The sequence below is a fragment of the Chelatococcus sp. GCM10030263 genome, from assembly GCF_042666455.1.
GTDB lineage: Bacteria > Pseudomonadota > Alphaproteobacteria > Rhizobiales > Beijerinckiaceae > Chelatococcus.
In genome coordinates this window covers 724,522-736,301 of record NZ_JBHTDB010000005.1, presented here as the reverse complement: position 1 = coordinate 736,301, position 11,780 = coordinate 724,522, and the positions used below count along the sequence as shown (strand labels likewise).

11 protein-coding genes and 1 tRNA gene are annotated in these 11,780 nt (G+C 66.4%); 9 read left to right on the top strand and 3 right to left on the bottom strand.

Annotated features, from left to right (window positions below; translation table 11 throughout):
* Nucleotides 1-9 precede the first annotated feature (9 nt).
* The 3 genes from ACFQU1_RS13590 to ACFQU1_RS13580 are packed head-to-tail and all read left to right on the top strand — an operon-like array spanning nucleotide 10 to nucleotide 2,973.
* Nucleotides 10-870: a chorismate mutase gene (locus ACFQU1_RS13590; RefSeq protein ID WP_378134055.1), complete on the top strand. Its 861-nt coding sequence runs from the start codon at nucleotides 10-12 to the stop codon at nucleotides 868-870.
* Between the two features lie 41 nt (nucleotides 871-911).
* Nucleotides 912-2,024: a histidinol-phosphate transaminase gene (gene hisC, locus ACFQU1_RS13585; RefSeq protein WP_378133344.1), complete on the top strand. Its 1,113-nt coding sequence runs from the start codon at nucleotides 912-914 to the stop codon at nucleotides 2,022-2,024.
* Entirely contained in the window at nucleotides 2,017-2,973 is a 957-nt protein-coding gene (locus ACFQU1_RS13580) for a prephenate/arogenate dehydrogenase family protein (RefSeq protein WP_378134053.1), read from the top strand. The genes hisC and ACFQU1_RS13580 overlap by 8 nt, the downstream gene beginning before the upstream one ends.
* An 80-nt stretch (nucleotides 2,974-3,053) precedes the next feature.
* On the opposite strand, the gene ACFQU1_RS13575 is transcribed toward ACFQU1_RS13580, so the two are convergent.
* Nucleotides 3,054-4,214: a DNA recombination protein RmuC gene (locus tag ACFQU1_RS13575; protein ID WP_378133342.1), complete on the bottom strand. Its 1,161-nt coding sequence runs from the start codon at nucleotides 4,212-4,214 to the stop codon at nucleotides 3,054-3,056.
* Between the two features lie 106 nt (nucleotides 4,215-4,320).
* On the opposite strand from ACFQU1_RS13575, the gene ACFQU1_RS13570 reads away from it, so the two are divergent.
* The 4 genes from ACFQU1_RS13570 to truA all read left to right on the top strand — a co-directional run bounded on the left by ACFQU1_RS13570 (nucleotide 4,321) and on the right by truA (nucleotide 8,370).
* On the top strand, nucleotides 4,321-4,842 hold the full coding sequence (locus tag ACFQU1_RS13570; protein WP_378133340.1) for a peptide deformylase: 522 nt from the start codon (nucleotides 4,321-4,323) through the stop codon (nucleotides 4,840-4,842).
* A gap of 294 nt (nucleotides 4,843-5,136) precedes the next feature.
* Entirely contained in the window at nucleotides 5,137-6,543 is a 1,407-nt protein-coding gene (glgA, locus tag ACFQU1_RS13565; RefSeq protein ID WP_378134051.1) for a glycogen synthase GlgA, read from the top strand.
* Between the two features lie 143 nt (nucleotides 6,544-6,686).
* Nucleotides 6,687-7,619, top strand: coding sequence for a methionyl-tRNA formyltransferase (gene fmt, locus ACFQU1_RS13560; RefSeq protein ID WP_378133338.1), 933 nt, complete (start codon nucleotides 6,687-6,689; stop codon nucleotides 7,617-7,619).
* 1 nt (nucleotide 7,620) lies between these two features.
* Nucleotides 7,621-8,370 carry a tRNA pseudouridine(38-40) synthase TruA gene (truA, locus tag ACFQU1_RS13555; RefSeq protein ID WP_378134048.1) on the top strand — a complete coding sequence of 250 codons (750 nt, stop codon included), beginning with the start codon at nucleotides 7,621-7,623 and terminating at the stop codon, nucleotides 8,368-8,370.
* On the opposite strand, the gene dapE is transcribed toward truA, so the two are convergent.
* Entirely contained in the window at nucleotides 8,352-9,512 is a 1,161-nt protein-coding gene (gene dapE / locus ACFQU1_RS13550; RefSeq protein WP_378133336.1) for a succinyl-diaminopimelate desuccinylase, read from the bottom strand. The genes truA and dapE overlap by 19 nt on opposite strands.
* Nucleotides 9,513-9,687: 175 nt before the next feature.
* On the opposite strand from dapE, the gene ACFQU1_RS13545 reads away from it, so the two are divergent.
* Nucleotides 9,688-9,764, top strand: a tRNA-Arg gene (locus tag ACFQU1_RS13545).
* 270 nt (nucleotides 9,765-10,034) lie between these two features.
* Here the strand turns inward: ACFQU1_RS13545 and ACFQU1_RS13540 are convergent.
* Nucleotides 10,035-10,958: a LysR family transcriptional regulator gene (locus tag ACFQU1_RS13540; RefSeq protein ID WP_378133334.1), complete on the bottom strand. Its 924-nt coding sequence runs from the start codon at nucleotides 10,956-10,958 to the stop codon at nucleotides 10,035-10,037.
* 175 nt (nucleotides 10,959-11,133) lie between these two features.
* Here ACFQU1_RS13540 and ACFQU1_RS13535 point away from each other — a divergent pair, with 175 nt between their 5' ends.
* Nucleotides 11,134-11,778: a (2Fe-2S)-binding protein gene (locus ACFQU1_RS13535; protein WP_378133332.1), complete on the top strand. Its 645-nt coding sequence runs from the start codon at nucleotides 11,134-11,136 to the stop codon at nucleotides 11,776-11,778.
* Nucleotides 11,779-11,780: the final 2 nt, after the last annotated feature.

Sequence of the window (11,780 nt, the reverse complement as noted above, 5' to 3'; positions counted from 1 at the left end):
ATCGAGTTGATGATGAAGCCTGAGGCGAACACCCTTGAACAGCCGGTCGATCTCGGCACCTTGCGGCAGGAGATCGACCGTATCGACGCAGCCATGCACGAGCTCCTCATGGAGCGCGGGGATATCATCAACCGGCTGATCGCCGTCAAGCGGACGCAGGCCTCCGGTTCGGCCTTCCGGCCGGCGCGGGAAGCCGCAATGATGCGGCGCCTCGCCGAGCGCCACCGCGGCATCCTGCCGCTCGACACCGCCGAGAGCATCTGGCGCGTGATCGTCGGCACCTTCACCTATGTGCAGGCGCCCTACAGCGTGCATGCCGATATTTCCGGCGGCGATGCGCCGATGCGCGATTCCGCGCGTTTCCACTTCGGCTTCACCGTTCCCTATGTCGCCCATACCAGCGCGGAGGCGGTCATCCGCACCGTCGCGGAATCGCAAGGCGACCTCGGCATTTTCCGTGCCGACAGCACCGCCGCTTCAGGCCCGTGGTGGGCGGCGCTGACCGCACCGGATGCGCCGAAAATCATCGCGCGGCTGCCCTTCATCGAACGCCCCGGCCATCCGGCCGCAGTGCCGGTTTTCGTGATCGCAAAGCCGCTCGACGACGGCGGCGCGCGCGAGATCGTGCTCGTCACCGCGACGGTGGAACGATGGCGGGAGGAGGCCTCGCGCGCCATCGTCGCGCTGGGCGGCGAGGTCTTGGGATCGGCCGGCGTGCGGGACGGGTTGTCGCTCCTGATCGCGATCCCGGGCAATGTCGTGCTCGACACGCTCAATTCGGCCTTGACGGCGGAGCGCCTCGGGCGCATCGACCTCCATGAAGTCGGCAGCCACGCCGAGCGGCTTGTGCTGGATAAGACGGGCCGTTAAGAGCCCATCTTTCGAGCGCATCGCTTAGGAGCGTCATCATTATGGCTGTTGTCGCCGATCGCCCAGTCCCACGAGCTGGTGTCCTGTCGATCGACGCCTATGTGCCGGGCAAGAGCAGCGTCGCCGGCCTCGCGAAGGTCTTCAAGCTGTCGTCGAACGAGACGCCGCTTGGCCCGAGCCCCGCGGCGGCTGCAGCCTATAAGCAGGCGGCCGATGCCCTCGCCTATTATCCGGACGGTGCGGCCACGCGCCTGAGAGCCGCGATCGGTGCGAAATACGGCCTCGATCCCGACCGCATCATCTGCGGCGCCGGCTCCGATGAGATCCTCAATCTCCTGACGCAGGCCTATATCGGTCCGGGAGATGAAGGCCTGTTCACCGAACACGGCTTCCTCGTCTACAAGATCGCCATCATGGCGGCAGGCGGAACGCCGGTCGTGGCGCCCGAGACCAATCTCACGGCCGATGTGGATGCGATTTTAGCGCGCGTCACCCCGCGCACCAAAATCGTCTTCCTCGCCAATCCGAACAATCCGACCGGAACCTATCTGCCCTTCGACGAGGTCAAGCGGCTCCATGCGGCGCTGCCGCCGCAGGTGCTCTTCGTGCTCGACGCCGCCTATGCCGAATATGTGCAGCGCAACGACTACGCGTCGGGCCTCGAGCTCGTCGCGACAAGCCAAAACGTCGTGATGGCGCGCACCTTCTCGAAGATCCATGGGCTTGCCGCGCTCAGGCTCGGCTGGGCTTATGGACCGGCCCATGTCATCGATGCTCTGAACCGCATCCGCGGGCCGTTCAACGTCAATGCACCGGCGATCGAGGCGGGGATTGCAGCAATCGGCGATGAAGCGCATATGGCCGCGTCCGTCGCGCATAATCAGCAGTGGCTCACGTGGCTCACGGAAGAGATCACCCGGCTCGGCCTGACGGTGACGCCAAGCGTCGGCAATTTCGTGCTGGTGCATTTCCCCAAGGATGGGGCGCACGACGCAAAAGCCGCCGACCGGTTCCTGTCGAGCCGCGGCCTCGTGCTGCGCGCGGTGTCGTCCTACGGCCTGCCGGACGCGCTGCGCCTCAGCGTCGGCACCGAGGAGGCCAACCGGCTGGTCGTGGCGGCGCTCAAGGACTTCATGGGTGGCGCCCATGCCTGAGCGGCTGGCCCCTCCCTTGGCCGAGCCGCTTGTCGGCCGGCTCGCGCTGATCGGGCTCGGCCTCATCGGCTCATCGATTGCGCGCGCGGCCCAACATCTCAAGCTCGCGGACAGGCTGGTGGTGAGCGATGCCTCGCCGGAGGTGCGGGCGCGTGTCCGCGTGCTCGGCATCGCCGACGAGGTCACGGAGACTTCGGCCGAGGCGGCGCGCGATGCCGACATGGTCATTCTCTGTGTGCCCGTCGGGGCCTGCGGCACGGTGGCGGCCGAGATTGGCGGCGCATTGAAGCCCGGCGCGATCGTCTCGGATGTCGGATCCGTCAAGGGCGCGGTCGTGGCGGCGGTCGGGCCGCACTTGCCGGCTGGAACGCATCTCGTGCCCGCTCACCCCGTCGCCGGCACCGAATATTCCGGCCCGGATGCGGGCTTTGCCACGCTCTTCCTCAATCGCTGGTCGATCCTGACCCCGCCAGAAGGCACGGATGCGGGTGCGACCGACGTGACGCGCCGCCTCTGGGAAGCCATGGGCGCGCAGGTCGAGATCATGACGGCGCAGCACCACGATCTCGTGCTCGCCATCACGAGCCATGTGCCGCATCTGATCGCCTACAATATCGTCGGCACCGCCGCCGACCTCGAGACGGTGACGCAGTCGGAGGTGATCAAGTTCTCGGCGGGCGGTTTCCGCGACTTCACGCGCATCGCCGCTTCCGACCCGACGATGTGGCGCGACGTCTTCCTCAGCAATAAGGACGCTGTGCTCGAGATGCTCGGCCGCTTCAACGAGGATCTGGCGGCCCTGCAGCGCGCCATCCGCTGGGGTGACGGCGAGGCCCTGTTTGATCTCTTCGCCCGAACCCGGGCGATCCGCCGCGGCATCATCGACATCGGCCAGGAGACGCCGGAACCGGACTTCGGCCGCCGCCACGGGGAAGAAACGACGGATTAGCGATCCTCGATCTCTCGCGTTTTCGTAACGCGAACTGGTATCCACCTCGCTCGAAAAATACTCTGGAACGTCCGGCGGCGTCACTCCGCCGCGCGCATGGGGGTCGCCGGGAGGGCCTGCGTCTCCTCGAACTCCAAGGCCTCGATACGCTCGCCGCGCTTGACGATCTTGTCGGCAGAGATGCGGATGTGGCCCACATCCTCCTGCGCCTGGCGGAAATGACTGTCGAGCTTCTCCACCCGGTCGCGCAGCCGGCCGACGTCGTCGAGGATCTTGCGCACTTCGAGCTGGATCTTCTGCGCCTCCTCGCGCATGCGCGCATCGCGCACCAGCGACTGCATCACCTGGATGGCGAGCGCCAGGAGCGATGGTGATACGATGATGACACGCACCCGATGGGCGCGCGCCACAACCTCCTCGAAATGTTCCTGCAGATCGGCATAGATCGCTTCCGAGGGCACGAAGAGCAGGGCGAGATCCTGGGTCTCGCCGGGCACGAGATATTTTTCGGCGATATCCTTCACATGGGTCGCGACATCGGTCTTCACGCGCTGAGCCGCGGCCCGGCGCGCTTCGTCGCTCGCCGCCGCGCGAAAGGCGAGAAAGCCCTCGAGCGGGAATTTGGCGTCGATGACGAGCGGATGATCGCCCGGCAATCGCACCAGGCAATCGGGCCTACGGCCATTCTTCAGGCTGGCCTGGAATTCGTAATGGCCGGCGGGCAGGCCGTCGCGGACGATCGCCTCCATTCGCCCCTGGCCATAGGCGCCGCGCGCCTGCTTGTTGGCGAGAATGTCCTTGAGGCCGACCACTTCGCCCGTCAGGTCCGTCAAATTCTTCTGCGCGGCATCGATGACCGCGAGCCGCTCGTTGAGCTTGGAGAGGTTCTCGACAGTGGAACGGGAGCTCGCTTCAAGCCCCTGCCCCACCCGATGCTGCAGGCCATCGAGCCGCTCCGCCACGAAGCGGGCGAAATCCTGCTGACGCGTGCCGAAGATCTCCGCGATCGTCTGCAGGCGCCCCGTCATCTCCGCCTGGATGCGGTTGAGCTCGGCGACCTTGTCGTCCATCTCCCGCGCGCGCTCGGCCGCTTCCGCGGCCTCGAGCCGCCGCGCGCCATTCGTGCGCGCCACGAGGATGGTGAGCAGGAGGAGCAGGACGAGTCCCGCGACGGCGCCGGCCGTGGCTGCTTGCCCAAGCGTCACGGCATAGCCGCCGATGGTGAGAAGAACCTCGTTCATGGCAGGATCATAAGCCGATTCGCCAGTTGCGAGCGAACGAAAGAAGAACGCATTGACCGCTACCCCGGGAATGATTATCTGGCAGTTCGCGACCTATGGCTGACGCATGAGTATCCGACCGATCATCCTGATTCCCGACCCGCGGCTGAAGACGCCGTCCGAGCCCGTGACCGAAGTCACGGACGAAATCCGCGCGCTTGCAGCCGACATGCTCGACACGATGTACGACGCCCCGGGCATCGGACTAGCTGCCGTGCAGATCGGCGTCATGAAACGGCTGATCGTCGTCGACGTCGCCGGCAAGGACGAGCCCAAGAACCCGATGGTGCTGATCAATCCCGAGGTGGTCTGGGAATCGGACGAGGAGTTCAGAATTCACGAGGAAGGCTGCCTGTCGATCCCCGACTATTACGAGGAGGTCGAGCGCCCGGCGCAGGTTCGCGTGCGCTATATGGACCTCGATGGCAGGACCCGGGAGATCGATGCGGACGGCGTGCTCTCCACCTGCCTTCAGCATGAGATCGACCACGTCAACGGCGTTCTCTTCCTCGACCACCTGTCGCGCTTGAAACGCGACCGGGTGATGAAGAAATTCACCAAGGCTGCCAAGCGCGAGGCGGCCGTCTAGACGCCGCCACGGCGCCAACAGATCTCCCGACGCGGGATCGCCCGGACGGGGGCGTTGTCCGACCGGCCCGCCTCTCTTTACCGCGATTGCAGATTGCGTTGCAGAATTGCAATCTCTGCATGCTACGGTACTGTGATCCGCATCTCCGCGAGTGGCGCGATGTCTTCTCCGAAGTCGATTAAACGCCGCCCCGGCGTGAGAATTCGCTCTGCCGTCGCAGATATCCATACTTTTCCGCGCTTCGACCACAGTTTCGATCCGGGCAGGAGCCGTGTGCTCTTCGTCACCCCGGAAATGGCTGACTTCGTCAAGGTCGGCGGCTTGGGCGAGGTTTCGTCCGCCCTGCCCCGCGCCTTGCGCGGGCGCCTCGACATGCGCGTGCTGCTACCAGGCTACCGTCACGTTCTTGCGCGAGGGCACGAACTCACCGTCGTCGGCCGGCTGCCCGGCCTCGCCGATATTCCGGCCTGCGATGTCGGCCGCCTGACGATGCCCGACGGCCTGACCGTCTACGTGCTTCTCTGCCCGGAGCTCTACGAGCGGGACGGCACGCCCTATGCGGATGCGGACGGACGGGACTGGCCCGACAACGACCTGCGCTTCGCCCGTCTCAGCCTGGCAGCGGCGGAATTCGCGCGTGGGGCCGCCGATCCCGATTGGCACCCCGGCGTGCTTCACCTCAACGACTGGCCGGCCGCCCTAGCCGCCGGTTATCTCAGATGGTTCGGGCTGCCGACACCAACCATCATGACCATCCATAATCTCGCCTATCAGGGGGGCTTTGCGCGCGAGCGGCTCACCTCGCTCGGCATTCCCGAACGCGCCTTCGACATCAATGGTGTCGAGTTCTACGGGCAGCTTTCCTTCCTGAAGGCCGGGCTGTTCTATGCCACGCATCTCACCACGGTCAGTCCGACCTATGCGCGGGAGATCACGACGGCCGAGTTCGGCTGTGGGTTTGACGGCTTGCTGCGCGGCCGCGCCGAGCGTGGAGAACTGACCGGCATCCTCAACAGCATCGACGAGAGCTGGGATCCAAAGACCGACCAGCATCTGGAAGAGCACTTCGCCATCGGTCGCTGGAAGAGCAAGGGGGCCAATGCCGCCGCGCTGCGGCGCGCCTTCGGCCTTGCACCATCCGAGGGGCCGCTGTTCGCCATCGTCTCGCGGCTCGTGCATCAGAAGGGCGTCGATCTCGCCATCGAGGCTGCCGACGCCATCATTGCGCAAGGCGGGCAAATCGTGGTGACCGGCCGCGGCGAAGGCCGCTTCGAAGGCGAGCTCATCGGCTTGGCCGCCCGGCGGCCGGGGTCAGTCGGGGTCAATATCGGCTTCGACGAGCGCCGCGCGCACCGCATGTATGCGGGCAGCGATTTCCTGCTCATGCCGTCGCGGTTCGAACCCTGCGGCCTCAGCCAGATGTATGCCCAACGCTTCGGCTCCTTGCCGATTGCCCATCGCACGGGCGGGCTCGCGGACACCATCGAGGACGGCGTCACCGGCTTCCTGTTCGGCGACTTGTCGACCGCCGGGCTCGTCGAGGCGGTCGGACGGGCCTTCCAGGCCTTCTGCTCGCGCGCCCAGCTCAATGCCATGCGCCGCGCCGCCATGCGCCGGCCGCTCGGATGGGCGGAGGCGGCACTGGCCTATCAGCGGGTCTATATGGGGCAGCACGCGCGGGCCTCCGCCGCAGCGGAGTGACGCCTCTAAGGCTCGACCCGACGAAGCCGGCTCCCGACCGATACTCTTCGCATCTGTGCAGAGTTCCCTAAGCAGCCCCTGGAGCCTTGGGCGATCAGCGGTTACAAGGCGTGGCCGACAACGCGCCGCAACCGAGTTCCGCCATGCCGCTTCGCATCGTCTTCATGGGCACGCCCGATTTCGCGGTGCCGGTGCTCGCCGAGATCATCGGCCAGGGCCACGAGGTGGTCGCCGTCTATACGCGCGCACCTGCCCAGGGCGGGCGCGGCATGGCCGAGCGCCCCTCCCCCGTGCATGCCATGGCAGAACGCTTCGGCATTCCCGTCTTCCATCCCAAGACCCTGCGCACCGAGGAGGCAGCCGCCACCTTTGCTTCGCTCGGCGCCGATGTCGGGATCGTCGTTGCCTATGGCATGATCCTGCCCAAGGCGATCCTGGCGGCACCGGCGCTCGGCTGCCTCAACCTGCATGCTTCACTCCTGCCGCGCTGGCGCGGCGCGGCGCCGGTCCAGCGCGCCATCATGGCCGGCGATGCCGAGACCGGCGTTGCCGTGATGAAGATGGAGGAAGGGCTCGACACCGGCCCCGTCGCCATGGTCGAGCGGGTCGCCATCGGCCCGGACATGACGGCGGGCGAATTGCATGACGCGCTCTCGCGCCTCGGCGCCGACCTGATGGCACGGGCGCTCGCCGCCCTCTCGCGCGGGGCGCTCGGTTTCGTGCCGCAGCCGGAGGACGGGGTGACCTATGCGAAGAAGATCACCAATGAGGAGGCGCGCGTCGACTGGGCGGAGCCCGCCGGCGCGGTGCATAATCGGATCCGCGGCCTGTCGCCCTTCCCCGGCGCCTATTTCGAGGCCGACCTCGGCAAGGGACAGGAGCGCGTCAGAATTCTGCGCAGCACCTTGGCCGATGGCGGAGGCGCGCCCGGCACCCTCCTCGACAGCGCGTTCACTGTCGCCTGCGGTGCGGGCGCCATACGCCTTCTCCAGGTGCAGCGCGCCGGCCGCGGCGCGGTGAGCGGCGAGGACTTTCTGCGCGGCGCGCGGCTCGTCCCCGGCGCGCGGCTTGCCTGACATGCCCCGCTACAAGCTCGTCGTGGAATATGACGGCCGCGCCTTCGTCGGCTGGCAGTGGCAGGAGAACGGCCGAGCTGTGCAGCAGGCGGTGGAGGAGGCGATCGCCCGCTTCGCCGGCCATGCGGTGCGCGTGCAATGCGCTGGCCGCACCGATGCCGGCGTGCATGCCACCCATCAGGTCGTTCACGTGGATCTCGAGAAGGAGTGGCGCACCGACACGGTGCGCGATGCGGCCAATGCGCATTTGAGGCCGGAGCCCGTGGTGATCTTATTGGCCGCGCAGGTCGGCGATGATTTCGACGCCCGCCATTCGGCGGTAAAGCGACACTACCTCTACCGCATCTTGAACCGCCGCTCGCCCCCGGCGCTGGAAGCGGGCCGCGTCTGGCATGTGGCGCGACCGCTCGATGATGAGGCCATGCACGTGGCGGCGCAGAGCCTTCTCGGCCGGCACGACTTCACCACCTTCCGCTCGTCGGACTGCCAGGCGAAGAGCCCCTTGCGCACCCTCGATCGGCTCGATGTGGAGCGCATCGGCGAGGAGATCCGCGTCTACGCCTGCGCCCGCTCCTTCCTGCACCACCAGGTGCGCTCGATGGTCGGCACGCTGGAGCGGGTGGGCGCGGGACAATGGCCCGTCGGGCGGGTGGCCGAGGCACTCGCCGCCCGCGACCGCACCGCCTGTGGCCCCATGGCGCCGGCCGCGGGGCTCTATCTCGTCGGCGTCGATTATCCGGCGGCGAAATAGTCGTCCAGGAAACGGGCGAAGATCGCCGTCAGCCGCTCGATATCGGCCACGGCGACGCATTCGTCGACCTGATGCATCGTCTGCCCGACCAGGCCGAATTCGACCACCGGGCAGTGGTCCTTGATGAAGCGCGCGTCGGAGGTGCCGCCAGTCGTCGAGAGCGCCGGAACCCGTCCCGTTTCGGCCGCGATGGCGCGGGAGAGCTGTTCGACGAAGGGCGCGGGCTCGGTGAGGAAAGCGGTCGCGTTGGTCGGGTCGAAAGCGAGTGTATAGCGCGCGCCACCGGCTGCGCCTGCTAGCCGCCGCTCGATCTCGGCCCTCAGGCTCTCCGGCGTCCAAAGGTCGTTGAAGCGGATGTTGAAAACCGCCCTAGCTTCGGGCGGAATGACATTGGTCGCCGCATTGCCGACATCGACGCTGGTGAATTCGAGGTTGGACGGCGCAAAATGCGCCGTGCCGCCATCGAGCGGCGTCGCGGTGAGCGCCGCCATCAGCTGCATGAGCCGCGGAATGGGATTATCGGCGAGATCGGGATAGGCGACATGGCCTTGCGTGCCCGCAACCGAGAGCCGGCCGGTGAGCGACCCGCGCCGGCCGATCTTCATCATGTCGCCGAGCGCCTTGGGATTGGTCGGCTCGGCCAGGATGCAATGATCAAAGCGCTCGCCGCGCGCCTTTGCCCATTCGAGCACCTTCACCGTGCCGTTGGCCGCAGGCCCCTCCTCGTCGCCGGTGATGAGAAAGCCGATGGAGCCGGTAAAGTTCGGCCGCTCGGCAAGGAAGGCGAGCGCCGCCGCGACCATGGCCGCGACGCCGCCCTTCATATCCGCCGCGCCGCGGCCGTGGAGCACCCCGTCCTCGATGACGCCAGCGAAGGGATCATACCGCCAGCGGACCACATCGCCTGGCGGCACCACATCCGTATGGCCGGCGAAAAGAAGGTAAGGGCTGCCCGTGCCGAAGCGGGCGTAGAGATTGTCCACATCGTGCGTTTCGGGGGCAGAGAATTTCAGGCGATGGGTGGCAAAGCCCGCCTCTCCCAGCAGCCTTTCGAGCAGCGCGAGCGCCCCGCCCTCGACGGGCGTCACCGAAGGGCAGCGGATGAGATCCTGGGCGAGACGGACGGGCGAGATGGTGGGCATTGATCCCTCTGCGGCACGGCTGAGCGGCCCTACCCATAGCTGAGGCACCAGGCGGAGGAAACAAGGTGCTGCACGCGGAATAACGCCTTCGCCGCCGGCATGCGCCTTCTGCAAAAGACCATTTGCAGGATCGATGCAGCTGAGCTAGGTTCCGCGGCGTCGGTTCGGCATTTTGGCACCCGTAGCTCAGCTGGATAGAGCGTTGCCCTCCGAAGGCAAAGGTCACACGTTCGAATCGTGTCGGGTGCGCCATTTATTTCAATGGCTGAGTCGGACTGGCTTTTGCCACTTGGTGACTTTCGTCATCGGCCGACAATGCGAAGACGAGCGTGCCGCTCACGGACGCGGCAGTCGACGATGAGATCGCCTGCCCGATGTGGTGAGCACCTCAGAGGCGCTGCTCATCAACAGCGCGGTCCGGTCACGCGCTCGAGCGCGACGTAGGCTTTGCACTGAGCGCCGCTGAGCGCGCCACCGCGTTCGATGCAGCGAGACCGGATGCATTTGCACCTCGCCCAGCGCTCACGTCTGCGGCTGCGGTTGCTGCACTGGCTGCGCTGTGAACAGTCGCGCCTCGCTACGTATCGTCTCAATGACCATCGCCAGCGCCGGATTCGGATCATTGCGACGATGCATCAGCGTCAGCGGCACCTGCAACGGGGAAACGAGCGGGCGATAGATGGTGCCCGGAAGCCGCAGCCGGGCCAGCGTAATCGGAACGAGACAGGTGCCGAGACCGCTCGCCACCAGACTCGCAATCGTGGAGAGCTTCAGAGCCTCCTGCACGACCCGGGGGGTAAATCCCGCTTCGCGGCAGGCATGAATGATCTCGTCATGCAGACGGGAGGCGACTGCACGCGGGAAGAAGATCCACGGCTCGTCAGCCAAGGCCTCGAGGGCAATTTTCTGCCTGTTCCCGAGCGGGTGGTCTTGCGGCAGCGCGGCGAGCAGCGGGTCGGCGACCAGGGTCTCCGTAGAGAGCCCTTCTTCCGCCCGCAGCGGCGGATAGAGGAGACCGGCGTCGAGCGCGCCGCCGCGGATCAGATCGGGCTGCTCGTCGCTGTTGTACTCCGTCAGCGCGAGCTCGATCTCGGGCCATTCCTGGCGGAATCGGCGCACGGCGTGGGGAAGCACGCCTAAGCCGGCGGAGGTGGAAAAGCCGATACGCACGCGGCCCGTCTGGCCGCGATGGGCGCGCTTGGCTGTATGGACGGCTTCCGCAGTCTCTTCGAGAATGCGGTAGGCGCTTTGAAGGAAGGCGCTGCCGCCGGCCGTCAGCATCACCCGTCGCCGGTCGCGTGCAAAGAGCGGCACCTCGAGCTCTTCTTCGAGACGGCGGATTTCCCGACTGAGATGCGGCTGGGCGACCCGGAGCCTGGCCGAGGCGCGGGTGAAGCTCAGTTCCTCTGCAACCGCAATGAAATACTTAAGATGGCGGTATTCCAAGGTTCCTGCCCTTAGACGGATGAGGTATAATACCTACACGAAAGAAGTCTTGGACGCATGGAGCCGGTCGCCCTACGGTTTAGCCTCCGAAGCGCGGGACAACATAGCCAAGCGCAGCCCTTGATAGCTCATCCCGATGCGACGGATCTCATCCCGGCATTGCGGAGAAACGGCAATGGCGAAAAGCGAATTCGGGCGTGCAAAAGCTCCCGGGCCAAACGCCGCTGAAGCGGCCTGCTCCGATCTGGGCACTTTGTCACGCCGGGATGTTCTGCAACTTGCCGGCGGCGCGGCCTGCTTTGCCGCAGTGCCGGCCGACACCGCGCAAGCCGCCAGATTACCTGCGGAGGAGGCCACGATGGCGAGCGTACGACTGACCGTTAATGGGCACACCCAACAACTCGCGATCGACCCGCGGCAGTCATTGCTTGACGTGTTGCGCGAGACCCTCGACCTCACGGGCACGAAGAAGGGATGCAACCAAGGTGCTTGCGGCGCCTGCACCGTGCTTCTCGACGGCAAGCGCGTCGTCTCCTGCCTGACGCTCGCCGCGATGCACGAGGGTGCCGCGGTGACGACGATCGAGGGTTTGGCAAGGGGCGACGACCTTCACCCGCTGCAGGCCGCTTTCATCCAGCACGACGGACTTCAGTGCGGCTTCTGCACGCCGGGTCAGATCATGTCCGGGCTCGGCTGCATCGCGGAGGGCCATGCGGGCTCTCCCGAGGAGATCCAGTTCTGGATGAGCGGCAACATCTGTCGCTGCGGCGCCTATCCAGGCATCGTCGCGGCGGTCGCAGACACCGCCGGGAGGCCTTGACC